The 23,229-nt window shown below is 47.6% G+C and carries 28 protein-coding genes; 11 read left to right on the top strand and 17 right to left on the bottom strand.

Translation table 11 applies throughout. The annotated features are described in order from the left end of the window. Positions 1-5 precede the first annotated feature (5 nt). Genes SPEA_RS00380 through SPEA_RS00420 form a run of 9 tightly spaced genes read right to left on the bottom strand, consistent with a single transcriptional unit; the run spans position 6 to position 6,541 of the window. Entirely contained in the window at positions 6-428 is a 423-nt protein-coding gene (locus tag SPEA_RS00380) for a rod-binding protein (protein WP_012153342.1), read from the bottom strand. Further along, the gene (locus tag SPEA_RS00385) at positions 428-1,558 is read right to left on the bottom strand and encodes a flagellar basal body P-ring protein FlgI (RefSeq protein WP_012153343.1); all 1,131 of its coding nucleotides are present in this window, start codon (positions 1,556-1,558) and stop codon (positions 428-430) included. Before SPEA_RS00385 ends, SPEA_RS00380 begins: the two co-directional genes overlap by 1 nt. A 37-nt stretch (positions 1,559-1,595) precedes the next feature. After that, positions 1,596-2,270 (bottom strand): flagellar basal body L-ring protein FlgH, encoded by a 675-nt coding sequence (gene flgH, locus SPEA_RS00390; RefSeq protein ID WP_012153344.1) that lies wholly within the window; start codon positions 2,268-2,270, stop codon positions 1,596-1,598. 47 nt (positions 2,271-2,317) lie between these two features. Continuing rightward, the gene (gene flgG / locus SPEA_RS00395; RefSeq protein WP_012153345.1) at positions 2,318-3,103 is read right to left on the bottom strand and encodes a flagellar basal-body rod protein FlgG; all 786 of its coding nucleotides are present in this window, start codon (positions 3,101-3,103) and stop codon (positions 2,318-2,320) included. Positions 3,104-3,127: 24 nt separating this feature from the next. Then, positions 3,128-3,862: a flagellar basal body rod protein FlgF gene (locus SPEA_RS00400; RefSeq protein WP_041410752.1), complete on the bottom strand. Its 735-nt coding sequence runs from the start codon at positions 3,860-3,862 to the stop codon at positions 3,128-3,130. A gap of 9 nt (positions 3,863-3,871) precedes the next feature. Next, positions 3,872-5,080: a flagellar hook protein FlgE gene (flgE, locus tag SPEA_RS00405; protein WP_012153347.1), complete on the bottom strand. Its 1,209-nt coding sequence runs from the start codon at positions 5,078-5,080 to the stop codon at positions 3,872-3,874. Positions 5,081-5,103: 23 nt separating this feature from the next. Further along, the gene (locus SPEA_RS00410) at positions 5,104-5,763 is read right to left on the bottom strand and encodes a flagellar hook capping FlgD N-terminal domain-containing protein (RefSeq protein ID WP_012153348.1); all 660 of its coding nucleotides are present in this window, start codon (positions 5,761-5,763) and stop codon (positions 5,104-5,106) included. Beyond that, positions 5,763-6,182 carry a flagellar basal body rod protein FlgC gene (gene flgC, locus SPEA_RS00415; protein ID WP_012153349.1) on the bottom strand — a complete coding sequence of 140 codons (420 nt, stop codon included), beginning with the start codon at positions 6,180-6,182 and terminating at the stop codon, positions 5,763-5,765. Before flgC ends, SPEA_RS00410 begins: the two co-directional genes overlap by 1 nt. Positions 6,183-6,190: 8 nt before the next feature. Beyond that, a complete protein-coding gene (locus SPEA_RS00420) occupies positions 6,191-6,541 on the bottom strand; it encodes a flagellar basal body rod protein FlgB (protein WP_012153350.1) in 351 nt (116 codons plus the stop codon). 171 nt (positions 6,542-6,712) lie between these two features. Between SPEA_RS00420 and flgA the strand changes: the two genes are divergently transcribed. The 3 genes from flgA to SPEA_RS00435 all read left to right on the top strand — a co-directional run bounded on the left by flgA (position 6,713) and on the right by SPEA_RS00435 (position 8,207). Then, on the top strand, positions 6,713-7,369 hold the full coding sequence (gene flgA, locus SPEA_RS00425; protein WP_263053338.1) for a flagellar basal body P-ring formation chaperone FlgA: 657 nt from the start codon (positions 6,713-6,715) through the stop codon (positions 7,367-7,369). 102 nt (positions 7,370-7,471) lie between these two features. Continuing rightward, complete coding sequence (gene flgM, locus SPEA_RS00430) at positions 7,472-7,756, top strand: flagellar biosynthesis anti-sigma factor FlgM (RefSeq protein WP_012153352.1); 285 nt, start codon at positions 7,472-7,474, stop codon at positions 7,754-7,756. Next, positions 7,749-8,207 (top strand): flagellar protein FlgN, encoded by a 459-nt coding sequence (locus SPEA_RS00435; protein WP_012153353.1) that lies wholly within the window; start codon positions 7,749-7,751, stop codon positions 8,205-8,207. Before flgM ends, SPEA_RS00435 begins: the two co-directional genes overlap by 8 nt. 15 nt (positions 8,208-8,222) lie before the next feature. On the opposite strand, the gene SPEA_RS00440 is transcribed toward SPEA_RS00435, so the two are convergent. From SPEA_RS00440 to SPEA_RS00475, 8 genes are all read right to left on the bottom strand, one after another. Further along, positions 8,223-8,636 (bottom strand): flagellar FliJ family protein, encoded by a 414-nt coding sequence (locus SPEA_RS00440; RefSeq protein WP_012153354.1) that lies wholly within the window; start codon positions 8,634-8,636, stop codon positions 8,223-8,225. Positions 8,637-8,650: 14 nt separating this feature from the next. Continuing rightward, complete coding sequence (locus SPEA_RS00445; protein WP_012153355.1) at positions 8,651-9,988, bottom strand: FliI/YscN family ATPase; 1,338 nt, start codon at positions 9,986-9,988, stop codon at positions 8,651-8,653. Beyond that, positions 9,966-10,721: a flagellar assembly protein FliH gene (fliH, locus tag SPEA_RS00450; protein WP_012153356.1), complete on the bottom strand. Its 756-nt coding sequence runs from the start codon at positions 10,719-10,721 to the stop codon at positions 9,966-9,968. Before fliH ends, SPEA_RS00445 begins: the two co-directional genes overlap by 23 nt. Then, positions 10,721-11,707 (bottom strand): flagellar motor switch protein FliG, encoded by a 987-nt coding sequence (locus SPEA_RS00455; RefSeq protein WP_041410753.1) that lies wholly within the window; start codon positions 11,705-11,707, stop codon positions 10,721-10,723. The genes fliH and SPEA_RS00455 overlap by 1 nt, the downstream gene beginning before the upstream one ends. Positions 11,708-11,794: 87 nt before the next feature. Further along, positions 11,795-13,495 carry a flagellar basal-body MS-ring/collar protein FliF gene (fliF, locus tag SPEA_RS00460; protein WP_012153358.1) on the bottom strand — a complete coding sequence of 567 codons (1,701 nt, stop codon included), beginning with the start codon at positions 13,493-13,495 and terminating at the stop codon, positions 11,795-11,797. A 75-nt stretch (positions 13,496-13,570) separates the two neighbouring features. Then, positions 13,571-13,909, bottom strand: coding sequence for a flagellar hook-basal body complex protein FliE (fliE, locus tag SPEA_RS00465; RefSeq protein WP_012153359.1), 339 nt, complete (start codon positions 13,907-13,909; stop codon positions 13,571-13,573). A 30-nt stretch (positions 13,910-13,939) separates the two neighbouring features. Continuing rightward, the gene (locus tag SPEA_RS00470) at positions 13,940-15,247 is read right to left on the bottom strand and encodes a sigma-54 interaction domain-containing protein (protein WP_012153360.1); all 1,308 of its coding nucleotides are present in this window, start codon (positions 15,245-15,247) and stop codon (positions 13,940-13,942) included. After that, complete coding sequence (locus SPEA_RS00475; protein WP_012153361.1) at positions 15,234-16,145, bottom strand: MotY family protein; 912 nt, start codon at positions 16,143-16,145, stop codon at positions 15,234-15,236. The genes SPEA_RS00470 and SPEA_RS00475 overlap by 14 nt, the downstream gene beginning before the upstream one ends. Before the next feature lie 544 nt (positions 16,146-16,689). On the opposite strand from SPEA_RS00475, the gene SPEA_RS00480 reads away from it, so the two are divergent. From SPEA_RS00480 to flhA, 8 genes are all read left to right on the top strand, one after another. Further along, complete coding sequence (locus SPEA_RS00480) at positions 16,690-17,571, top strand: FliM/FliN family flagellar motor switch protein (protein WP_012153362.1); 882 nt, start codon at positions 16,690-16,692, stop codon at positions 17,569-17,571. Continuing rightward, complete coding sequence (fliN, locus tag SPEA_RS00485; RefSeq protein ID WP_012153363.1) at positions 17,564-17,920, top strand: flagellar motor switch protein FliN; 357 nt, start codon at positions 17,564-17,566, stop codon at positions 17,918-17,920. The genes SPEA_RS00480 and fliN overlap by 8 nt, the downstream gene beginning before the upstream one ends. A gap of 2 nt (positions 17,921-17,922) precedes the next feature. After that, positions 17,923-18,651 (top strand): flagellar type III secretion system pore protein FliP, encoded by a 729-nt coding sequence (gene fliP / locus SPEA_RS00490; protein WP_012153364.1) that lies wholly within the window; start codon positions 17,923-17,925, stop codon positions 18,649-18,651. Positions 18,652-18,686: 35 nt separating this feature from the next. Further along, positions 18,687-18,833 (top strand): hypothetical protein, encoded by a 147-nt coding sequence (locus tag SPEA_RS23220; protein ID WP_190272089.1) that lies wholly within the window; start codon positions 18,687-18,689, stop codon positions 18,831-18,833. A gap of 4 nt (positions 18,834-18,837) precedes the next feature. After that, positions 18,838-19,107 carry a flagellar biosynthesis protein FliQ gene (gene fliQ / locus SPEA_RS00495; RefSeq protein ID WP_012153365.1) on the top strand — a complete coding sequence of 90 codons (270 nt, stop codon included), beginning with the start codon at positions 18,838-18,840 and terminating at the stop codon, positions 19,105-19,107. A gap of 78 nt (positions 19,108-19,185) precedes the next feature. Next, entirely contained in the window at positions 19,186-19,965 is a 780-nt protein-coding gene (fliR, locus tag SPEA_RS00500) for a flagellar biosynthetic protein FliR (protein WP_012153366.1), read from the top strand. Beyond that, positions 19,962-21,092, top strand: a complete 1,131-nt coding sequence (flhB, locus tag SPEA_RS00505; RefSeq protein ID WP_012153367.1) for a flagellar biosynthesis protein FlhB — start codon at positions 19,962-19,964, stop codon at positions 21,090-21,092. Before fliR ends, flhB begins: the two co-directional genes overlap by 4 nt. 15 nt (positions 21,093-21,107) lie before the next feature. Then, entirely contained in the window at positions 21,108-23,189 is a 2,082-nt protein-coding gene (gene flhA / locus SPEA_RS00510) for a flagellar biosynthesis protein FlhA (RefSeq protein WP_012153368.1), read from the top strand. Positions 23,190-23,229 lie beyond the last annotated feature (40 nt).

A 23,229-nucleotide genomic window follows, 5' to 3' on the forward strand; every position in this document is an offset into this window, starting at 1 on the left:
CGAAATTAGTCTTGCGGCTTAGCAATAAATGGCACAATCAAGGCGGGTTGCATGGCTCTTGTATTGGGATTTGCGACATTCACCGTTTCATGCTGATTAGAAGCGACCGTCTCAGGGCTAGACTTAAGGGCGGAAGACAATTGTTTTGTCATCACGCTAGCAAGTCCGGTGCTCTGCATCTGACTCAAGCGGCCGGCAAGCTCTGCATCATGCCAATCACGGTACATGCCGTCATTTTGTGAAGATAGGGGGCTATCTTCATCTGCCATCACATCTGAAGCGCTGCGCATCTGTTTTAAGACGGTTTGTAAAAATTGCGCTTCAAACTGCTGACTCACTAGCTTTAATGCGCCGTGCTCGCCGTTGGCTTTAATTAAGTCGCCAGCGTTGAGTTGGTTAAGATAGCTGTGGTTGTTGTCTAATTTCATTATATGACCACCAGTTCCGCTTCCAGTGCACCGGCTTCATCTAGTGCTTGTAGAATTGACATCAGATCCATGGGTGATGCACCAAGGCTATTGACTGCACGTACTATGTCATCAAGGGCTACGCCTTCTTCCCAGACAAACATATGGCCATTGCCTTGTTCAATATCGACAGTGCTGTCGTTAGTGACGACTGTTTCGCCTTGGGCTTGGCCTAAAAACGCCCCGTTTGGCTGGCTGACATTTTGTTGCTCTACGATAGAGACGGTAAGATTGCCATGGCTGACGGCGGCCTTACGCACCACCACATCACCGCCCATAACAACGGTACCGGTACGGCTATTAAATACCACCCGTGGTGACTTGCGGCCTTGCTCAATTTGCAACTCTTCGAGCATAGACATAAAGGTGACGCGTTCGCGATTGGAGCTTGGGGCACGTACCATCACCTTGGCGTTGCTGTCAGCTTCTGCCACGCTCGGGCCAAATAGCTCATTGACAGCACGCTCAATGTTACGTGCTGTCTTAAAGCTTGGCTGCTTGAGGTTTAAGACTATGTGCTCGGTTTCATTGAAGTTACTCTTCATGGCAGCTTCCAGTAATGCGCCGTTGGGAATGTTACCCACCGTCGGAATATTTACTGTAATTGAGCTGCCATTACGGCCCTGAGCCGATACTCCGCCGACAACTAAATTACCTTGAGCCACGGCGTAGATCTCGCCATCAACGGCGCGTAGTGGCGTCATTAGCAGGGTACCGCCACGTAAACTTTTAGCGTCACCAAGTGATGACACGGTAATGTCTAACGTTTGTCCCGGGCTTGCTAGCGGCGGCACTGTGGCTGAAACTGCTACAGCCGCTACGTTCTTTAGTTTGGGGTCGGTTTTGTCATCGATCTGCACGCCAAACTGCTTCAACATATTCACAACCGACTGGCTGGTGAATTTGACCTGATTCTTGTCACCGGTACCGTCTAGACCCACGACAAGACCATAACCCACGAGCTGGTTATCACGAATACCTTGTACATCGACGATATCCATCAAATAGCGATTCTGAATCTCGGCCTGAACGGGAAGCAATGGCAGTAAGGCGAGCAACATACTGGTGATAAAGAGGGCGATTTTTTTCATTCAAACAACCTTGATTCTTGAATCGGTAAACGGAAAATCATAACGGGAACCAAGGGCTATTAAAGTAGCGTGATGCCCAACCCATACGGTTGCTATCGGTAATAGCACCTTGGCCACCATAGATAATGCGAGCATCGGCGATACGCTGAGATGAAATGGTGTTGTCGTTGCCAATATCGTCGGTACGGATCAACCCGAGTAAACGCAGGTACTCGTCGCCTTGGTTAAGTCTGAGCCATTTTTCGCCACGAATTAATAGCGCGCCATTAGGTAAAACTTTAGCCACGGTGACCGTGATTGAGCCTGATAGCTGGTTTTGCTGCGTGCTCGAACCTGTGCCGCTAAAAGAGCTACCTAAGTTGGCTTCGCCGCTACCGGCGATACTGTTGTTACCTGTAGTGCCTTGGCCATCAAGCGACAAGCCCGTGTTTTTATTGGTCTTAGTGTCAGCACTTTTACTCGAGTAAGTCTTTTCATCTAGGGCGACGGTAAGAATGTCGCCTTCGCGAAATGCACGCTTATCTTTGAATAGTGTGAGCATAAACCCAGGGCGGTAGACGCTACCGTCTTTGGCGTCAGGCAAGCTGTAATCTATTTCTGGCGGTGCCCACTCAGGTTTTCCTGGTTTAGTATCAAGTTCAGGAATATGGGAGATACAGCCAGATAAGAGTAATACTAAGCCAATCCAAAATCCTATCCGAAGTTGTTGCATGGTGATCCTTTTTCGAGTCCTAATGTGAACCAAGGGAAAAGCGCTGATTACAGCGCTTGATTTAGGAACTTAAGCATATCGTCAGAGGCCGATACGACTTTGGCGTTCATCTCGTAAGCACGTTGTGTCGAAATCATCTCGACCATCTCTTCGACCACGTTTACGTTAGCGCCTTCTAACGCTCCTTGGCGAACTTGGCCTAAGGCTTCATCGCCAGCTATCCCCTCAATCGCAGCGCCAGAAGCGCCCGTTTCACGGTATAAGTTGCTACCACGAGCTTCTAAACCTGCAGGGTTAGTGAAGTTAACTAGGGTGATTTGCCCTAGCTCTTGAGAGTCCGCCTGGCCAGCCATTTGAGCCGAGACAATACCGTCGGAGGCGATTGTCACTGTCAGTGCTTCATCAGGAATTTGGATGTTAGGCACTAAAGGTAAGCCTTGAGATGTCACCATTAAGCCATCGCTATCACGGTAAAATTGGCCATCTCGAGTAAAGCTCACATCACCATTGGCCTCTTCGATTTGGAAGAAGCCTTGGCCTTCAATAGCCAAATCTAGCTGTTGATTGGTGGTCAACATGTCACCAGGGGTGAATACCTTTTGCGTACCAGCAACTCGAGTACCTGTACCCAGCTGTAGGCCTGCAGGCAGTTGATTCTGTTCATCAACTTGACCACCAGGCTGGCGTTGTACCTGATAGAAAAGATCATTAAAGGCCACGCGGTCGCGTTTGAAACCTGTGGTGTTAACGTTTGCCAAGTTGTTGGCAATGGTGGTCATCTTAGTATCTTGGGCGGTTAAGCCGGTTTTACTGACCCATAAAGCTGATTGCATCTAGTGTGTCCTTAAAAATATGGTCTACGCATCACGCAGTAGGCGATTACCCGCCTCTGCGAGCTTTTCGGCGCTCTTCATGAGTTTGACTTGCACCTCGAACTGGCGGCTTAAATCCATTGCTGCAATTAATTCACCGACAGCCTGCACATTACTGGCTTCTAAAAAGCCACTGCTTACCGTCACTTCTTCGCTAGCGGGTAAAGGCTGGCGGTCTTGTGGGTAAAGCAAACCGTCTAAGCCTTTACTCATTAGGGCGATATCTGGATTAACCAGCTTAAGCTGGCCAACTTCTTCGATAACACCATCGGCGTCGGCAATAATGTTAATTCTGCCGTCATCGCCAATGAAGAGTTCACGGTACTCTGGCAGTACAATTGGACCCGCTAACCCAGCAACGGGGCGACCATCTAGGGTTAGCTGGCCGGTTGCATCTGCAGTCATAGCACCTGCGCGGGTGTAACCCTCTCCCTCAGCCGTCATTACCGAGAACAGACCTGCATTGTTGATCGCCAGATCAAGCGTGCGGCCAGTGGGGTTCAGGGTGCCGCTTTGTCGGCTGAATCCGCTGCCCTGTGTTTGAGCGAGTACGCGAGTCTGTAGGCTGTCTCCAATTGGAGCTATGACCTTGGCATTGACCCGTTCAAGATCGGCCTTGAAACCCGTTGTATCAGCATTGGCTAGGTTATTGGCGCGTATTGCCTGCGCCTCCATTACCCGTGACGCACCACTCGCTGCGGTATATAGCATTCTGTCCACGGATTATTCCTAGATTGCGTTTAACAAGGCTTGTTGCATGGTTGAGTTGGTATCAAGCACCTTGGCATTGGACTGGTAGTTACGCTGAGCCGTCATCAAGTTAACCATTTCGGCGGTTTGATCGACGTTAGAGCCTTCAAGGTAACCCGCACTCAGTCCACCTAGCGTGCCAGTCGTTGGCGTACCGATAATAGGTTGGCCTGCTGCATTTGAGGCAGTCCAAGCGTTATTGCTCGTAGGCACTAAACCATTTGGGTTGCTAAAGTCTGCCAGTACGACTTGACCTTGGATCTGCTCTTGACCATTGGTGTAAGTGCCATACAACATGCCGTTATCATCGATACGAATGCCGTTAAGCTCACCAGAGGTATAGCCATTTTGATTTAAACTTGAGTTGTTATAGTCGGCAGCGTACTGAGTGCTCTTGTCGAATGACAAAGCCAGTTCCATATTTGACGCGCCGCCGATGATTGCTGCATCGGTAATGTTGAGGGTGATATCGTTACCTGTGGTAAGCATACCGTTAGAATCAAACTCTAGTGTATGGCCGCCAACTGGCGTGACATCAGTGCCGTCCATGTTGTAATGCACAGACCATTTGTTATCGGCCGTTTTGACATAATACTGGGTCAGCGCATGTTCATTACCGAGTGAATCGAAGGCGGCGATAGTGCTAGATGAGTGATAAGTTGAGGCATCATCTGGATCAAACGGGCTGGTGGCCGGATCGATCACTTCGACTCTGGCATCAAGATTAGAGGTCAGGCCGATAGTTGATGTGGCCTGAGCCGCTAGCGCACCCGTTTGCACCTGTAGGTCGGTAACATTACCGTTTTGTAGGTTGCCTGTTGCGCCGATGGAGTAGCCTTGCAAACGGTTGCCGGCTGGGTCAGTAATATAGCCATCGGCATCTTGGTTGAACATGCCGGCACGTGCATAGCTGGTGCTACCGTCTTGACCGCTAAGGACGAAGAAACCTTCCCCCTGAATACCCATATCTAACTGACGTCCGGTATAGGTTAAGCTGCCGCCCATTGAAAAGTTTTGGCTGGTAGACATAACGTTCACGCCGCCTGCTTGGCCGCCATTATAGATGGCTGAAAACTCACTACGGCCACTGCGAAAGCCGACAGTTGAAGAGTTAGCAATGTTATTACTAATAGTATTAAGATCTTGAGTGGTAGCTTGTAGGCCACTTAATGCAATATTGAACGACATGGAGGTTATCCTTTACTAACGCGTTATGAGACTTCAGATATTTCAAGTACAGAGATGGTACCGAGGCCATTGCCAAGTTCTGCCATCATCATTCCTGACGCACTGATAAAATGAATTTTTTCGATTTCAGCCTGAATAAATGTATCGGCTTTTTTGCTTACATCACCGGCAGTCGTGTTGGCGACGAGGCTGTATTCGCCCGGCGGTAAACCAAGTGCTTCGGGGTCGATACTAAAAGCGGTATCGCCGGCTTCTTGTGAACCAAGTTCTACGGTCTTAATGACGTCACCGCTGCTATCAACGATGTCGATGCTGAGGCTTTCAACCGAGTCCTCTAGGTACACTTTGCCGTCCAGAGCCTTGTCATCAAGGGTGAAGTCTGCTGCCGGAACCATGGCATTCTTTCCTACCAATTGTGCCGACTGGACGATGCCAAGGTTTTCCATCATCACCATCTGCATCGACTGATTGGTGCGCATGTGCTCCAAACTTTCCACTTGTGAGAACTGGGCGAGTTGAGAAACATACTCAGTACCATCGATAGGGTTAGTCGGGTCCTGATTTTGGATCTGGGCAATCATCAATGTCATGAATTCGTTTTTGATTGAAGCGGCATCGTTACCCGGAGAGTTCTGTATGTTATCTGTAGCGCCACTCGTGTTACTTACGTCTGTCACATTCATTATTTGGTTCCTAGTTGTAATAAACCTTGCTGCATTGAGCGAGCGCGATTCATTACTTCAACGCTGGTTTCAAAAGAGCGGCTAGCCGCCATCATGTCGGCCATCTCTTCTACGGTATTAACGTTTGAGTAGGCGACATAGCCTTGCTCATCGGCAAAGGGATGGTTTGGTTCGTAACGTAGATCGAGCGGCGCATCGCTTTGTACTATGGCCGACACTTCGACGTGTGCTCCTGCAAGTTCTCCCTCTTGGGTTTGCTTGTAGATGGTGGAGAACACAGGCTTTAACGCGCGAAATGCTTGATCTGGGCTTTCGGCTGCTGCGCCAGCATTGGCAAGGTTACTGGCAACGGTATTGAGGCGAATCGTTTGCGCGTTCATGCCTGCACCGGCAATTTGATAGATTTCTGCGAATGACATGGCTGTAGTTATTTACCTTCGATGGCGGTACGTAATCCTGAAATCTTCATGTTGAGAAAGGTCAGGCTAGTTTGGTAATCCATGGAGTTTTGTGAGTATCTCGCCTGCTCTAAACTTAACTCTACGGTGTTTTGATCTGCGGAAGTCTGGTGTGGAATACGGTAACCAACTTGGTAATCTTGGTTAGGTGTCATTCCCGAGTTGAGCTGAGTCATCACAGCATTAAAGTCCAGATCTCTAGCCTTGTAGCCGGGAGTTTCTGCGTTGGCTAAATTACCTGCCAGCATTTTGCTGCGCTCGACTCTGAAGTCTAACGTGTGTGGGTGTACACCTAATGCGGCATCGAGGTTGATAGCCATTGCAACTCCTAGTATGGTATGTGCTGTTTATTATTTTCCCTATTATCCAATTAATGTGCCAAGATGCTTAATCTCTATTTATCAAGTAATTACACTGTATTTGCATCATTTGCAGGAACTATAACTTCCTGTGCCTTGCTTATATTTTCCTGTTTGTTTCCGCATATTGTCGTGGCACAAGAAGCCACTGGGGCCAGCACACAACTTGAGCAAGAAATGACTCAGTTGATTACTCGTGAAATCAATCAGTGGCAAAAGCTGATGGGGATAGCGCAGTTAACTGCAAAAATTAAAGTCAGAGTACCTTCGGGGGCTAAGCGGCTAGATGTTTGTCAATCGGGCTTAAGCATAGAAGCTGGCGCTATCCCTTTAGGCAATGTGCAGCGTAAGGTGAATTGTGCGTCCCAAGGCTGGAGTTTGTACGTTCGAGCGACAGTAGAGGTCAGGGCTAAAGTGCCCGTTGCCAATCGTCTATTAAGGCGTGGAGAACATATTTCGCTTGCCGATATCGAGTGGCAAGAGGTCAATCTAGATGCATCTGATCGAAACTTAGTGGGGCAGTTAGATCAAATCGTTGGCCGACAGGTGGTGAGAAAATTGCGTCGACATCAGGCGATTAAATCGCAGCAACTGGATGATCCACAATGGGTTAATATTGGTGACCGAGTCATTATCGAGGCGCGTAGCAATGGCTTTTATGCCAATATGCCAGGTGAAGCACTCGAAGGTGGCGGGCAGGGGCAAGCCATTAGGGTAAGAAACTTAAGCTCAGGCAAAGTCATTTCGGCCTATCCTATCGCGAAGGGGCGAGTGGCCACTCAATTTTAACTGCTGAAGCCGAGAATCTTTTGCCAAGTAAATGGCGTTAATTTCAGTTGTGTTATCTTTCTGTCGCTCTAGTTATTTATAGGCGTATTTAATGGAGCCAGTATGGAGATTAATAAAGTAAACAGTACGGTAAATACTGAAATGGGTACCAATCGGAGTAAAACCTTCAGTTTGGTCCAGCCTCAGGAGCCTCAAGCTGTTGTTAAAAAGCCCCAAGCTGAGGTTAGCGATGATTGTAAACTCATTGCGCATAACCAGCCGCAGCTTGAGCAGTTAGCCGATGTCGACCTAGATAAGGTTGCGCAGATCCGTCAATCACTGATTGATGGTAGCTTTGAGATTGATATCGACAAGATGGTCGATGCCATGGTGCAGCAGCATGGTTAAGCCTGTTAGTCAGAGTAATAAGCGCGAGCTTGTTATGGGCTTAGTAAAAGGCATTCGGCAAGATATCGAGGATTATCGTCAGCTAAAAAGTCTATTGAATCGTCAGCGTGAGCTGATGCAGCGTCGCGACAATCAAGGTCTTAATGAGCACAATAAGCTGCAATCTAGCCTGTGTAATAGCTTGATGGTTAAGGCGAGCGATAGAGGACTGTTGTTGCAGGACTTGGGCTTTGCTGGAGATGCGAGTGGTATGCAGGCGTTAATCGCAAGGCTGCCTAAAGCCTCTTCTGAGCAAGTGGCTAATCTTTGGGATAACTTGCTTGGCTTGGTCAGAGAGAGCAAACAAATTAACGAAGATAATGGCAAGCTATTGGTCGCGCAGCAGGAGGTGATTAACCAACTCCTGAACCCGAGCAATGAGCTGGCAATTGATTATGGTGATCTGCGCTAAAAGGACGTTTGTCGCCTAAGTGGTAGCGTAACGTCCCGCTAGATCATCTAATTGCTTCTGTTCTTGGCGATCTTGCTGGTATTGAAGTTGTTGCTTCCGCTCTTGATAAAGCCAGTGTATTCCTTGCTGGCGGCCTAATTGACGGCGCCAAAGGTTATCCATTCTTTGATGCTCCTGCTGTAAAAGTAGTTGCTTACGCAGCAATTGTTTCTGCATTGGCTCGATGACTTGGATCATTTGAGCGCTATTTTGCAGCATCATAGCCGTTCCGCCCTTCACACTAAACTGAGTGTAATCGCTGACCATTTGGCTTAGGAGCTGCTTTTGCTGCTCAATGTCATTGATACGAGTCTGGGCGTTATTTCGCTGTAGCCCTAGCTGTCCGAGTTTCTTTTCCTCTTGCTGGCATAGTTTTAGTAGCTGTTTCATTATGCTTCTCTACTCTACAATGAATATCCCATGTTGCTGACTAATTGCGCTAAGGCCGTGATGCTATGGGCATGATCGGCTTGTGAGTTGGTACTTTGACGTAAAAACTCAGCCATTTTAGGGTAAGCGCTCACCGCCATATCCATCTCTGGATCGTGACCCGCTTGATAACCCCCCAGTGGCAATAGATCTTTTACCTCGTTATAACGGCTATTCAGATGCCGAAACCACTGGCCTTGCTTGAGGGTTTCTTCACTGGCGACTTTGGTTGCCAGTCGGCTCACTGACGCGCCAATATCTATGGCGGGGAAGTGACCTTTCTCTGCAAGTTTACGGCTCAAGACAATATGGCCATCTAAGATTGCACGAGCTGAGTCGGCGATAGGATCTTGCTGATCATCACCTTCGGTTAATACGGTGTAAAACGCGGTAAGTGTGCCCGTAGGGTGCTGACCATTACCCGCCATCTCCACCAAACTGGGGAGTTGAGCAAAAGCTGAAGGGGGATAGCCCTTGGTTGCTGGTGGCTCACCTAGACTCAGCGCAATCTCACGCTGGGCCTGTGCGTATCGAGTTAAGGAGTCTACCAGCAGTAATACTTGTTTACCTTGGTCGCGATAGGTGGCGGCAATGTGGTGGCATAAACGCATTGCGCGCATTCGCATCAGTGGTGTGGTATCGGCTGGGGCTGCAATGACGACCGCTCGCTTGCGTCCCTCTTCACCTAGTGACTCATCGATAAATTCTTTGACCTCTCGGCCACGTTCACCTATTAGACCTACTACCACAACATCGGCTTCAGTAAAGCGGGTCATCATGCCTAACAGCACACTTTTACCGACACCTGAACCGGCAAAAAGGCCTAGGCGCTGGCCACGGCCGATAGGGAGTAGGGCATTGATGGCTCTTATCCCAACATCCAATGGTTCTTCAATGGCTTTACGCATTAAGGGGTTGGTGGGTTTATGCTGTAGTGGCACATGAGGTAAGTGCTTAATGCAGCCGAGTCCGTCTAATGGCTGGCCTAAGCCGTCGAGCACGCGGCCGAGAATGCCTAGGCCTGAAGGAATAAGGCATCGGCCTTCAATAGGCATGACTCGAGCACCAGGCATTAACCCAGATGCCGCTTCGATAGGCATTAAGCATAGGGTGTCTTTGTAGAAGCCAACGACTTCGGCTTCTACCAATTGTTTATCACGACATTCTATGTGACATCTGTCCCCGGTGCCCAGCTGGCATCCAACCGCCTCAAGTAATAAGCCGTTGACTCGAGTGAGTCGTCCGTATACTTGCGCGACGGGAACCTTAGGCCAATCTAAAATGTCGGCGTTAAATTTCAACGTCAGCCTCATTTGCTAAGCTAGATGCCGCTATCGGGGTCTCGTTAAGGTGAGCCTGAACTTGGGCTAAACAGCTATTAAGGCGAGTCTCTACCGATGCATCAGCATCTGAGGTGGCGCTAACGATACGGCAACCACCGGCACTAATACTGGCGTCTGCAACCAGCGTCCAATGCTTAATCTTATCGGCTGCCAGCTCTTTAAGCTTATCTACTGCACTCGGTTCAAGATGGATTTTAACCTCGGTTGGATCATCTGGTAGCGCGCTTAATGTCTCTTCAACCAAATTTAAGATCTGTTGTGGTTGCAGGGTCAGTTCGCAGCGGATCACCTGTAAGGATACTCGGCGAACGAGATCTAAGATCAGCGTTTGCTGCTGCGCTATCTGCTGACTATGGCCTTCTTCGAGTAGTGACTTCAGGGCACCTAAAGGAGCGATAATACTATTAAGCTGGTCATCGATATTGTCTTTACCTTTTTGCTGACCTTCAATGCGCCCTTGGTTGAATCCTGCGGCATGGCCAGACTGACGTCCCTCTTCAACACCTGCATCAAAGCCGGCTTGATGGCCTTTTTGCACGCCATCATCATAGCCTTTATCGAAAGCCTGCTGAAAATCTTGCCAGCTCATTTCACTTTGTTCGGCATCGGTTTCGGGAGCGATAAGAGGCGAAAAACGGTGACGGCGAGCATGGGCACCAGTAAGGCGCCAGCGAGGGTCTGAGCTTTTGATTTCAGTCGTCATTATTCAACCACCTGCTCTTCAAACAGTTGTAACTCAATCAGGCCTTCATCAGCCATCTGTTTGGCGATTTCCATGATCTCTTTACGTGCAGCCACAGCTTGACTCAATGGAATGGTACCTATGGCTTCCACTTGGGTTTCAATGGCTGATGACATACGCTTAGGTAACGCAGTCAGTAGGGTGGTTTTCAGCTCTGCATCGATCCCTTTCAGTGCGAATGCCAGTACTTCACTTGGAACTGTAGACATGATCTCTTGCAAGGTTTCTTGTTTTTGGCGGCCCAAGATGATGAAGTCGAACATGTTGTCTGCAACGCTGCTGGCAAGCTGCTTATCGTGCAGTTTGAGCATTTCCATCAGCTGTTCTCTATCGCCATTAAAGCGATTCAAGATGTCAGCAACTTGGCGCACGCCACTAATTTGGGTATGGCTCTTTTCCATGGCCATTAACATGCAACGCTCAACTAATTGACGCAGCTCATCAACGACTTCTCTGTCGAGATCGCCGAGTTGAGCGATACGCACTAGGACTTCATCTTGTCCTGATGCTGGCAGCCCCTCTAGCACTAAAGCCGCGTTCTCTGGTGGTAATAGCCCCAATAGCACAGCTTGTAGCTGGCAATGTTCGTTGGCAATTTCTCGCGCCAATAACTGCGGGTCAACCCATTCGAGTCGCTTAACTAAGATCTTAATCTCGTCACCGTAAATACCATCGATTAAGCCCTTCGCCACTCGGTCGCCCAAGGCAAGGTCTAAGGTTTTTTGCAGGTAAGAGCGTGAAGCCCGTGCGATACCAGACTGCTCCTGATAACGTTTAAAAAAGCGTCCCAGTACGGCATCAGCCTCTTGCTGAGTAATGCTAGAAAGACGAGCCATTTTATGGCTAAGGTGCTGTACGTCGTTGCGATCTAAGTGAGCCATGACCTGAGCCGCGCCTTTTTCTCCCATACTGAGCAACAGCATGGCTGCTTGGTCTAGGTTATCCATCTTAATTCCGAGTTCGCTATTATTCACTGTTAGTGTTACCTATCTTCGAGGCTAAATTTTATTTGGGTTGCGATATGTGCGAGTGGCTTAATCATGCTCAGTATCGCCAATCCAGTGGGCTATCACTTCAGCTACGCGTGCAGGCTCTTGGTTAGCGAGTAAACTGAGGTGCTCCATCTTGACCGCTAAAGGTGAGCTTGGTTCTGGAAGGCTAGCATCGCCGCTCCAGTTAAGGTCGCCAGTCTTCTGGTTTTGCCCTATCAACTGATCTGCGATTGCTTGTGCATTATTACCGCCTTCCAGTTTGGTAACGGTCGCTTGTGCTGGTGGCAAGCTTGGCTGCGCAGGCTCATCAATGCTTTTTAAGTTATGCTCAACCGTTTTGGTCAGATGCTTAACCAGAGGGCGCAAGACGAAAAATATCATTGCAAGGCCTAATAGCGCGCCGATAAAGTAGCGTAAGTAGGTTTGATAACTTTCACCCTGCCACCATGGCATAGGTTCAAATTCAGCAATTTGGGTTGGTGCAAAATCAAAGCTGTTAATACTGAATTGATCGCCTCGAGCGGCAGAGAAGCCAATCGCGTCCTGTACCATGCTGCTTAATTGGTCTAGTTGAGTCTGAGTCCAGCCCGTCTCTCCGGCGGATTGTTTATTAATCAGTACCGATACCGATAGATTTTCTAACTGCATCTGTTGATAGCGGGTGTGTCTGACTGAGCGGCCGGTGTCGAATTGACGGCTTTCCTGTGAGTTTAAGTTACGACGGGCGTTACTCTCATCTGCTTCAGCGGCTGGTGGTTGATTGCTTAAAGCACCAGGAATACCCAGGGCCATATCGCTATTGGTTTCATTACTGGTTAGATTCTCTTTGGTGACGACTGCCAGTGGGTCTAGAGATTCTTTGGTCTCTTCCACTTGGTTAAAGTTCACGTTTGCAGCGACTTGTACTTCAAAGTGATCGCGTCCGAGAATAGGCAGCAGCATGCTTGAGGCGCGATCAATTAAGCTTTGCTCTAACTCTTGGGTGTATTTGAGCTGGCGGTCTCGTGCCTGAGTGATATCTTTATTAACGCTAATAGATGAGCTTAAGTGGTTACCTTCTTGATCGACAACTTGCACACGATCGGGAGTCATACCGGTAACGCTACCAGCCACTAAGTTGACGATAGACTCAATCTGTTCCGGTTGAATATTGCTACCGGCATAGAGCTCAAGCATCACTGAGGCTGTAGGTAACTCAGGCTGTTGACGAATAAATAGGGTTTTCTTAGGGATGGCCAAATGGACTCGAGCGGTCTTAACCGCCTTCAATGCCATAATGGTGCGTGATAGCTCACCCTCTAGGCTATAGCGATACTTGGCCTGTTCCATAAACTGGCTGGTGCCTATGTTAGAGTTTTCGAGCGACTCCATTCCTGATGGCACCTTAGCCTTAACGCCACGGGCTGCCAGTAGCATGCGGGCAGGGCCGAGCTTATCTTCGGTAACCAAGATCAGCCCGCTGTTCGCGTCGATACGATAACTAATACCTTCCGCTTCAAGTACCTCGATAATTTGTGAAGTTTCAACGCCTTCTTGGTTACCATATAGGGGACGGTAGCCTTGACTCGCACTCCATAGCATCAACACAATGACGCAAGCGGCAACAATAGCGAGTACGGCTAATATCACTACCTGACGGTCGCCTCGATTATATTGTTGCCACTTTTCTTTCAGTGAATTCAGCGGGTTATTGACACCAGCATTCGTTGCGGCAGGGCTGGTTTGAGTCAATGTAGTTGACATGCTTTCGTTATCCTTCCTCAAAAAGAGTGCTTGAGTATTTTGGGTCGTAATGGTTATTAAATTATGAAGTTATGATCAGACTGGCATCTTCATAACTTCGTCAAACGCTTGTACTAAACGATTTCGAATTTGGATCATGGTGGAAAAAGCGAGTCCCGCTTTTTGCGAGGCCACCATGGCGCCGACTAAGTCACCACTCTGACCTGTATCTACCGCTCTCATTAGGGCTGCCGATGCATTTTGATCAGTATTGACGGCGGCCACTTTATTTTTCATCAATTCAGTAAATGAAGGTGGCTGTAGCCCAAAATCTCTTGGATTGGGCGTGACGCTTATCGCTCCTTTTGCCATCTCTGAATGGATGTTGAGCTGTTGCATCATTAACTGAGCACTGGCTATATTGGCATTTGACATATAAATTCTCTTGATAGATCTAGACTATGATTACGCAGCATGACCTGCTTGAGCGAGGAGGCGTTCAATATCGATCCCTTCTTCTCGCATTTGAGCCAGCTTGTATCGCAATGCTCGTGTCGTCATTCCCAAGGCCTCAGCCGTTTGGATCCTATGGCCGTTGTGGCGCTTAAGCGTGTCAATAATGTATTGGAACTCAGCCTGACGTTTAGAGGCCTTAAGCCCTAACTCATTTTGTTCTACTAAGATTGAACCGTCTTGATTTTCGAGGCCGAGATCTTCGGCTTGTAATGCTTGACCACGTCGCATAACCAGCGCGCGTTGGATGGTATTTTCTAGTTCGCGCACATTGCCGGGCCAGTTGTGGCTTAACAGTAAGTTTCGAGCCTGCTCACTGAAGTAGCATTGCTGATTTGCCGCAAGAATTTTGTATCGCTGTAGAAAATGTTCGGCAATGGGCAGAATGTCTTCGCGTCTCTGACGCAGTGGTAATATCTTTATCGGCAGTACATCTAAGCGATAGAAGAGGTCTTCTCTGAATTTGCCATCTTGCACCGCTTGACGCAGATCTTTGTTGGTGGCGGCAATGACCCGAATATCTAACGCAATTGACCTGTGACTGCCTAATCGCTCAACCTCTCTCTCTTGCAGTACACGCAGTAGTTTGGCTTGTAAAAGCAGAGGCATCTCACCGATTTCATCGAGCAGTAACGTTCCGCCGTTGGCGAGTTCGAACTTACCGGGCTGGTCGGTTGTGGCACCCGTAAATGCCCCCTTGATGTGACCAAACAGGATAGATTCTAGAATGCTTTCAGGAATAGCTGCGCAGTTGATTGCGATAAAAGCCTTATCGGCACGGTTGGAATGGCGGTGAATATAACGAGCTAGCGGCTCTTTACCTGTGCCGCTTTCGCCGGTGAGTAGTACTGTGGCCTCTGTGCTCGCAGCTCGGTGAGCTAGCATTAGCAGCTGGCGGCTAACCGGAGCCGCGCAAATTAACTCATTATTGGGCAGTTCTAAACGACGTAATCTTTGTAGTAGTGAGCACAGTTGCTCTGCATCAATTGGCAGTAACAGGTAATCTTGTACACCACACTGCATGGCGATACTGGCAAGCTCGGTTTGCTCTGGATTGAGCAGGGCGACTTGGTGCTTACCTGGAAATTGTCGTAGCCGTACGGGTACATCCTGACTCGCGCAATGAGAAAGGTTGATCAAACTTAACCAAGGGCTATCTTTATCATCAGGCAAGTATAAATTAAAGCCCTGTTGAACCAGTCTATTTTGGCAAGATAGGGTTAGATCTGCATCGACAAATCTTAAACTAGAAGGATTCATTTTGTGCTCTCGAAGCTGGGCTCACAGAATTTGCTGCAGATTTGACTAAGCGCAAAGTGACTCGACGGTTTAGCTCTCGGCCTTGAGTGCTGTTGTTGCTAGCGACAGGGGTTCGGGTACCGTGATGCCGTGTTTGGATCATCTTTGGTGACACCCCAAGTTCTATTAACCTAGAGACCACTTCATCGGCTCGCTCTTTACTCAGCACTAAGTTGGCTAAGTGGTCACCGGAAGCATCGGCATGCCCGTCGACTAAGACTTCAACAATACTTGGGTCGGCTTGAAGGTAACGATAAACGGCATAGAGATCTTGCTCATGAGCAGCATTTAGCAGGCTTGAGCTAGGGGCAAACAAGAATTCTAAGCGGCGCAAGTAGGTGAAAGGTTTTGGCAGTAATTGCTGACGACAGAGTCTAAATTGATTCGCTACTGCCTGGGTTGATACTGGGCTAGCATTGATCAGGTATTGGCTGTTGTCGGCGCTAGTGATAGCGACCTGCCAAGTGCGCCCTTGTTCAAGAGCCTCTAAAAATGGTGCTGTATTTTTTAGGCTTATTGCCTGCGAGCCAAACCAGTTTAGTGATGTGGTGGCGATTGGCTGGTGAGTGCTATCTTGCCAAACTGCGGAGACCACAGAAGCTTGGCTCTGGGCATTATTTAGTGAAAGCCAGTCTGCTTGTAGGGATAGGGCGAGAGGCTCTCCTGGAGCCGCACTAAGCAGTAACGTGCCGAAGCTCTGTACTCTGTGAGTAATTTCACAGCCAAACTGATCTCCTGAAAACAGCCACTGGGCTTTTTCAAAAGGTGTTTGATAGTTAACAGACGCAGCAAGTGCGTTATTTGTGATGTTTGTACAAATAAAAATTAAACAGATTAATATATAAACTGACTTCTTCAATTGTTCATAACCCTTAAATCTAGAGACTGGAACTTTATTCTTTTAGTTGTAGTTTTTTTAAGGCTGCCAATTAAACACGTAATATTAAAACATGTAAAACTTTTTATTTTTATTTTATGACTAAATCAATATTTTAAAACTTAGACCGAAGTTGAGTGTGTTTTTTGTAGATGTGATGTAAGCTTGCGTTTATTATTGCCAAGTCATTTCGCAGCTTGTTCTTAATGCTGAATGTCAATTGTCCATATTGTTAGGTTGTCGGTGTGCTGCTCTAAGTTTTTGTTTCTACTGCCATTTTGGTTTAGCTATTGAAAGGTTGAAATAAAATTTAAGTTTTTCTTAAAATTGCCGCTTTATAGATGAATTTGTTTTTTGCATTCTGTGGTTTTAATTTTATATACATGCTCACACTTGGGTTAATAATGGGTTTTGTTATATTTGTTGCGAGTTTTATTTAATTAGTCATTATTTTGTCGCCCGTCATTTAAATAGCTATTTTAATTGGGTGTCGATTATTTGACGTTCTTTTGTTGTGAGATTCAAGATGAAAACAACTGCTAAAGCCAATCTAATTAAATCTAATCAGGGAATAGAAGTTAGACCTGTTGCCTTGATCAAAGAGAAGTTAGCGAGAAGCCGATTGTTGGCGCAATTAGATCAATGTCTGCGTCCAATAATGGATGCCGTCAATGAATTACTACACCCAATTATTCGTCAAGGGCATCATGGGCTATCACAAGTTTCGTTAACCACTAAAACAAGTTCGTATGTACCCGAGTTGCATCATGCTTGGTTCTTATTAAGCTACAATCGAATCGCACTTGGCTGGTGGCGAATAGATAAGTGTACTTTAGACCAGTTAGCGAGTGGCTATTATGGTGCTTTTGCTAGCACGCCGAAATCTCCATTAAGATCGCCTAGTCAATCTGAGTTTCGCTTGGTCAAGCGCCTTATGATTGCGGCAATTAAACGCTTACCTATTACTGAGATCGATGAGGATGCCCTTGAGCTGGAACTCCTCAGCAATGAAACCCCAATAAAGGCACCTGTCTGTTGTGAGCTCAGCTTTCCTGCTGCCCACAGTGGCCCGCCGATGTTATTTTTTATGAGCGAGTACTTGCTGGGACTGATGGCCGAGTTACCGAGCCAGTATCAAGCCGATCCTGCCTTATCGGAAAAGCTCGCACACAGACTTAGACAGATCCCATTAAGAGTGTTACTCGAGCTTGGGCACCAAAGTACATCTTTGACTTCGCTACAAAATTTAGCAGTGGGTGATGTTTTACCAATGAACTTGCACTCGCGCTGCCCGGTTACCGTCGGTAAACGTCCACTTTTTTATGCCACGGTTCATACCCATGAGGGGCAAATGGTGGCGAAACTGACCCAAGAAGCTTTTTACATGGAGGAGCAATCCAATGGCTGAACATAACATTTTACAAGATGAAGATTTTTTATTGGATGATGAGTTTTTTACCGAAGAGGAGAGTCATCAGTCAAAATCTCAAGCTAAGCCTGTTAAAGATATGTCTTTTTTCCATCAACTACCTGTACAGGTGACCTTAGAATTAGCCAGTGCTGAGATGTCATTAGGGGAGCTGACGAAAATGGGTGAGGGCGATGTTGTTGCGCTCGATCGTATGGTGGGTGAGCCTTTAGACATTCGAGTCAATGGCGCCTTACTCGGTAGAGGTGAAGTGGTTGAGGTTAATGGCCGCTATGGTGTGCGCTTACTTGAAGTGGAAGCTATCAGTCTAACAGGAGCAAATGACTGATTATGTGGCGAGTTTTGCTGATTTTACTCTTAGGCTTCTCATCGACGGCATATGCCAATGATGGCTTAACATTATTCACGTTAAATGATGGTGCAGAGTCTGAGTCTGTGAGCGTAAAGTTGGAAATTTTGGCATTGATGACAGTGCTAAGTTTCCTACCAGCTATGTTGATGATGCTGACCAGTTTTACGCGCATCATTGTGGTATTGGGAATACTACGTCAAGCATTAGGCTTGCAGCAAAGCCCCCCCAATAAGGTGTTGATCGGAATCGCATTGGTGATGACCATATTTATCATGCGCCCCGTTGGTGAAGAGATTTATGAGAAAGCTTTCCTACCTTACGATCAGGGCATAATTGAGTTACCTGAGGCGGTAGAGCGTGGAGAAAAGCCGCTGCGTCAGTTTATGTTGGCACAAACTCGCGAAACCGATCTTGAGCAGATGCTAAAGATTGCCGACGAGCCGACAACCTTGACCGCCGAGGAGATCCCGTTTTTTGTACTGATGCCAGCCTATGTCTTGAGTGAGTTGAAAACGGCTTTTCAGATTGGCTTCTTGCTGTTTCTGCCTTTTTTGGTGATCGACTTGGTGGTTGCCAGCGTGTTGATGTCTATGGGCATGATGATGCTGTCACCGCTGATCATTTCCTTACCATTTAAATTAATGGTGTTTGTATTAGTCGATGGCTGGTCGATGACGGTGAGTACCTTAGTGGCCAGTTATGGTTAGCCTGAATTCTTTAGCACGATTGGGAAGGTTTTTAAATGAGTATTAGGCTGCAAGATGAGCTGGAATTCACTGTCTCCATCGCCGATATTATTTATCTGTTCTTCGGCTTGATAATGATCGGCTTGGTAGCATTAAATGACTGGCCTGCTGTTATCTCTTTGCTCATAGCTGGGGTGTTTTAGCCTTATGGATGTGAATGAACTGACATCCTTCTTTGCTGATGCCGTTTTTTTGGTGATCGCTATGGTGGGAGTCTTAGTGCTGCCAAGCTTACTCGTCGGTTTGGTGGTGGCTGTATTTCAAGCGGCCACTCAGGTGAATGAGCAAACCTTGAGCTTTTTACCTCGTTTGGTTATCACCCTGCTAATGGTGCTATTTGCCGGTGAATGGATGTTGATGCAGATGAGTGACTTATTCCAGCGCTTGTTTCTTAACATTCCTCACCTGATAGGCTGAGACAATTGCGTAATTTGAATAAGATTGTCGCTGACAAAGTCCAAGCTAATAGCTATTCAAACTTTAATGGTTAGCTAAATGCTGTCTCTTACCTCTACCGAACTGAGTACTTTTATTGGCACCTTTTGGTGGCCATTTTGCCGAATTATGGGGGCCTTTATGGTCATGCCATTTTTAAGCAGCACCTATATCCCAGTTACGGTACGAATTTTACTCGCATTAACATTATCGGCGCTGATAGCACCGATGTTACCACCATTACCAGAAGTTGATGCAATCTCGATACAGGCACTTTTACTCGCCATTGAGCAGCTGCTGGTAGGGTTTATGATGGCGCTATTTCTCACCATTATGCTCTATGTCATGACGCAGCTAGGTGAGATGCTATCTATGCAGATGGGTCTGGCGATGGCGGTGATGAACGACCCCTCTAGTGGTGGCTCACACCCTATTCTTGGTCAATGGTTCCTGCTCTATGGCACCTTGGTATTCTTAGTGCTTGATGGGCACTTAGTGGCGATTGGTGTGCTGGTCGATAGCTTTAGATTATGGCCTGTGGGTATGGGCGTGTTTGACCTACCGCTAATGGGGCTAATCGGTCGTATTAGCTGGCTATTTGCTGTTTCGTTTATGCTTGCTATCCCTTCTATCCTTGCCATGTTAATGGTCAACATTACCTTCGGTGTCTTGAGCCGTTCGGCGCCATCACTAAACGTTTTTGCTCTGGGCTTCCCGATGTCAATGTTGATGGGGTTGCTATGTGTTTTCTTTTCATTCAGTGGCTTACCCAGTCGCTATAGTGATCTCTGTTTAGACGCCTTGTCTGCCATGTATCAGTTTATTGGGGGGATAACATGAGTAAAGATACTGGCCAGAGTAAAACGGAAGATGCAACACCCAAGAAGCTTAAACAAGCCCGTGAGCAGGGGCAGGTGCCTCGCTCGAAAGATTTCACTTCTGCCGCTTTAGTTATGGGTTGCGCGTTGTTGCTCACAACCAGTGCCGGTGAGATTGGCGCGAGGGTAGCGCAGCTAGCGCGTACCAATATGCAATTCACCAAAGCGCAATTAGATGAACCAGGCATGATGACTCGCCATTTAGGCCAAGCGCTGCTAGAGATCCTCTATATTCTTGCTCCGCTGTTTATCTTGGTGGCCTTGATAGCTATGATCGCTGGAGCTATGCCAGGTGGCTGGATATTTAACTTTGGCAATGCAGGCTTTAAATACAGTCGTATCGATCCAATTGCCGGGCTTGGCAGAATGGTATCGATTAAGTCATTGGCTGAACTGATTAAGTCAGTACTTAAGATTGTGTTGCTAGGCGGGATCATGTTGGTTTTTCTTGATAAGAACTTGCAAACCCTACTGACATTTAGCCAATTGCCAATCGATGAAGCGATTACGCGGGTAATCGATATGCTGTCGCTGGGGGTGTTTTATTTAGGGCTGGGACTGTTATTCATCGCTTGTATCGATCTGCCATACCAGTATTGGCAACACCACAATGAGCTGAAGATGTCATTGCAAGAGGTCAAAGATGAGCATAAGCAGCAAGAGGGTAAACCTGAGATCAAGGCTAAGATCCGCCAAATGCAGCAACGAATTAGTCGCTCAAGAGCCGATGTCTCCATTCCTAATGCCGATGTTCTTTTAGTAAACCCTACTCATTATGCCGTGGCACTAAAATACGATGCTAATAAAGCCGATGCGCCTTATGTACTGACTAAGGGCACTGACGAGCTGGCGCTTTATATGCGAGAAGTTGCTAAGCGCCATGGTGTGGAGATATTAGAGTTGCCACCGCTCACTAGGGCCATTTATTACTCGACAAATATCGAGCAGCAGATCCCCGCTTCGCTATTTGTGGCAATTGCCCATGTACTGACATACGTCATGCAAATTAGGGCCGCAAGGCAGGGTAAACAGGCTAAACCTGACCCTCTACCTCACTTTTTTATTCCCAACAACTTACGACACGATTAAAGGATATCTGATTTAATGAACTGGTTTTCGCGTACTTTTACCGGTAGCCCAGGCTATATAGGCATTCCTATTATGCTATTGGCCGTATTGGCGATGGTGATCTTGCCTTTACCGCCATGGTTATTGGATATCCTATTTACCTTCAACATAGTGTTGGCTGTGATGGTGCTGCTGGCCAGCGTCTCGATTCGCAGGCCACTGGAACTGTCAGTTTTCCCTACCGTATTGTTATTGGCAACGCTGTTACGTTTAACCTTGAACGTGGCCTCTACGCGAGTGGTGTTAATTGAAGGCCATGAAGGTGGTGATGCAGCAGGTAAGGTGATCCAAGCATTCGGTGAGGTGGTGATCGGCGGTAACTATGTTGTCGGTGCGGTGATCTTCCTTATCTTAATGATCATCAACTTCGTGGTGATCACTAAGGGTGGCGAACGAATTTCTGAAGTGTCGGCGCGATTCACTCTAGATGCCTTACCCGGTAAGCAGATGGCGATTGATGCCGATCTCAATGCGGGAGTATTGACTCAGGAGCAGGCGCGAGAAAGACGTCAGGATGTTGCGCGTGAAGCTGACTTCTACGGCTCTATGGACGGTGCTTCTAAGTTTGTTCGTGGTGATGCGATTGCCAGTATGCTTATCTTAGCTATCAACATGCTGGGTGGTTTAGCAATCGGTATCTTCATGCATGACTTAGCCGTTGGTGAAGCATTTAAGACTTATGCACTGCTTACCATTGGTGACGGCTTAGTTGCTCAGATCCCTTCACTGTTATTGGCGACCGCTGCTGCGATTATTGTGACTCGAGTTTCAGACGCTGAAGAGATGCCTGAACAGCTGCGCAATCAATTGTTGGCTAACCCTAAAACCTTGGCTACTTCAGCGGCTGTGATGTTCATTCTGGGTATCGTGCCAGGAATGCCAACATTTGTGTTCCTCTCTTTTGCTGCTTTGCTTGGTTTTGCTGCTTGGAAGCAGGATAAACGAGGGCCAGTGATAAAAGAGTCGAAAATAGAGCAGCAGTTAGAGAACAATTTAAGCGAGCCCTCTGCGCCGAGTTGGGACGCTTTGCCCTATACCGATCTTATCGAAGTTCGCCTGGGTTATCGCTTGGTGCACTTGGTTGAGCGCAGTAAGGGCGCCGAGCTACAGAAGCGCCTAACGGGTATTCGTCGTACTCTGTCTGAGCAGGCGGGTTTCTTGTTGTCTGAAGTCAGAGTTCGCGATAACTTGTCGTTGGCGCCGAACGCCTATCAAATTAGCATGATGGGTAACCCTGTGGTAACGGCAGAATTAGAGCCAGATCGTCTGATGGCGATTAAGAGTGGTCCTGTATTTGGTGATATCGATGGCATCATCACCAAGGAGCCGGCCTATCAGATGGATGCGATTTGGGTGGAACAAGATCATAAGGCCAAGGCGCTGAATCTGGGCTATTCGGTGGTGGATAATGCCACAGTTATCGCCACCCATGTGAGTAAACTCATTAGAGAGTCACTGCCGGATATGTTGCAACATGATGACGTATTGGCACTTAGCGACCGATTGGCGAAACAGTCGCCTAAATTGGCTGAGGCACTCAATGCTGCATTAACGCCTATCTTGCAGCTTAAGGTGTATCGCTTACTGCTTAAAGAACAGGTGTCGCTCAAGGATATTCGCACCATAGCGACCACCTTGCTCGATTGCAGTGAGAACAGCAAAGACCCTGTTTTATTGGCGGCCGATGTTCGCTGCGCCCTGCGTAACTCGATTTTACATTCGATAGTGGGAACGGCAACTAAGTTGAATGTGATGACTCTAGCGCCGGAACTTGAGCAAACCTTGATGGTGGCGCTGAATCAGTCGCAGCAGCAGGGAAAAGTCGCTCTCGATAGCTTCCCGGTCGACCCGCAATTATTGGCGCAGTTACAGCAGCGGATGCCACAATTGCTGGCAGAGGCAAAAGAGCAAGGACATAGCCCGCTGTTACTGGTCTCTCCACCGCTGCGTCCTATCCTAGCTCGTTACGCCTTGGCATTTGCTAGAGGTTTACATGTTTTGTCTTACAATGAGATCCCCGAGACGCGGGAGCTGATGGTGGCGGGGCAGTTAGGTTAATCGGCCACATACGAAAAAGGGATAGCTCGCTATCCCTTTT

Origin of the sequence: Shewanella pealeana ATCC 700345 (assembly GCF_000018285.1) — a bacterium.
Lineage (GTDB): Bacteria > Pseudomonadota > Gammaproteobacteria > Enterobacterales > Shewanellaceae > Shewanella > Shewanella pealeana.

What these genes read in the sequence shown, in the direction of transcription:
- SPEA_RS00380 (WP_012153342.1), bottom strand. Translation starts at nt 428, where the DNA reads ATGAAATTAGACAACAACCACAGCTATCTTAACCAACTCAACGCTGGC.
- SPEA_RS00385 (WP_012153343.1), bottom strand. Translation starts at nt 1,558, where the DNA reads ATGAAAAAAATCGCCCTCTTTATCACCAGTATGTTGCTCGCCTTACTG.
- flgH (WP_012153344.1), bottom strand. Translation starts at nt 2,270, where the DNA reads ATGCAACAACTTCGGATAGGATTTTGGATTGGCTTAGTATTACTCTTA.
- flgG (WP_012153345.1), bottom strand. Translation starts at nt 3,103, where the DNA reads ATGCAATCAGCTTTATGGGTCAGTAAAACCGGCTTAACCGCCCAAGAT.
- flgE (WP_012153347.1), bottom strand. Translation starts at nt 5,080, where the DNA reads ATGTCGTTCAATATTGCATTAAGTGGCCTACAAGCTACCACTCAAGAT.
- SPEA_RS00410 (WP_012153348.1), bottom strand. Translation starts at nt 5,763, where the DNA reads ATGAATGTGACAGACGTAAGTAACACGAGTGGCGCTACAGATAACATA.
- flgC (WP_012153349.1), bottom strand. Translation starts at nt 6,182, where the DNA reads ATGTCATTCGCAGAAATCTATCAAATTGCCGGTGCAGGCATGAACGCG.
- SPEA_RS00420 (WP_012153350.1), bottom strand. Translation starts at nt 6,541, where the DNA reads ATGGCTATCAACCTCGATGCCGCATTAGGTGTACACCCACACACGTTA.
- flgM (WP_012153352.1), top strand. Translation starts at nt 7,472, where the DNA reads ATGGAGATTAATAAAGTAAACAGTACGGTAAATACTGAAATGGGTACC.
- SPEA_RS00435 (WP_012153353.1), top strand. Translation starts at nt 7,749, where the DNA reads ATGGTTAAGCCTGTTAGTCAGAGTAATAAGCGCGAGCTTGTTATGGGC.
- SPEA_RS00440 (WP_012153354.1), bottom strand. Translation starts at nt 8,636, where the DNA reads ATGAAACAGCTACTAAAACTATGCCAGCAAGAGGAAAAGAAACTCGGA.
- SPEA_RS00445 (WP_012153355.1), bottom strand. Translation starts at nt 9,988, where the DNA reads ATGAGGCTGACGTTGAAATTTAACGCCGACATTTTAGATTGGCCTAAG.
- fliH (WP_012153356.1), bottom strand. Translation starts at nt 10,721, where the DNA reads ATGACGACTGAAATCAAAAGCTCAGACCCTCGCTGGCGCCTTACTGGT.
- SPEA_RS00455 (WP_041410753.1), bottom strand. Translation starts at nt 11,707, where the DNA reads ATGGATAACCTAGACCAAGCAGCCATGCTGTTGCTCAGTATGGGAGAA.
- fliF (WP_012153358.1), bottom strand. Translation starts at nt 13,495, where the DNA reads ATGTCAACTACATTGACTCAAACCAGCCCTGCCGCAACGAATGCTGGT.
- fliE (WP_012153359.1), bottom strand. Translation starts at nt 13,909, where the DNA reads ATGTCAAATGCCAATATAGCCAGTGCTCAGTTAATGATGCAACAGCTC.
- SPEA_RS00470 (WP_012153360.1), bottom strand. Translation starts at nt 15,247, where the DNA reads ATGAATCCTTCTAGTTTAAGATTTGTCGATGCAGATCTAACCCTATCT.
- SPEA_RS00480 (WP_012153362.1), top strand. Translation starts at nt 16,690, where the DNA reads ATGAAAACAACTGCTAAAGCCAATCTAATTAAATCTAATCAGGGAATA.
- fliN (WP_012153363.1), top strand. Translation starts at nt 17,564, where the DNA reads ATGGCTGAACATAACATTTTACAAGATGAAGATTTTTTATTGGATGAT.
- fliP (WP_012153364.1), top strand. Translation starts at nt 17,923, where the DNA reads ATGTGGCGAGTTTTGCTGATTTTACTCTTAGGCTTCTCATCGACGGCA.
- SPEA_RS23220 (WP_190272089.1), top strand. Translation starts at nt 18,687, where the DNA reads ATGAGTATTAGGCTGCAAGATGAGCTGGAATTCACTGTCTCCATCGCC.
- fliQ (WP_012153365.1), top strand. Translation starts at nt 18,838, where the DNA reads ATGGATGTGAATGAACTGACATCCTTCTTTGCTGATGCCGTTTTTTTG.
- fliR (WP_012153366.1), top strand. Translation starts at nt 19,186, where the DNA reads ATGCTGTCTCTTACCTCTACCGAACTGAGTACTTTTATTGGCACCTTT.
- flhB (WP_012153367.1), top strand. Translation starts at nt 19,962, where the DNA reads ATGAGTAAAGATACTGGCCAGAGTAAAACGGAAGATGCAACACCCAAG.
- flhA (WP_012153368.1), top strand. Translation starts at nt 21,108, where the DNA reads ATGAACTGGTTTTCGCGTACTTTTACCGGTAGCCCAGGCTATATAGGC.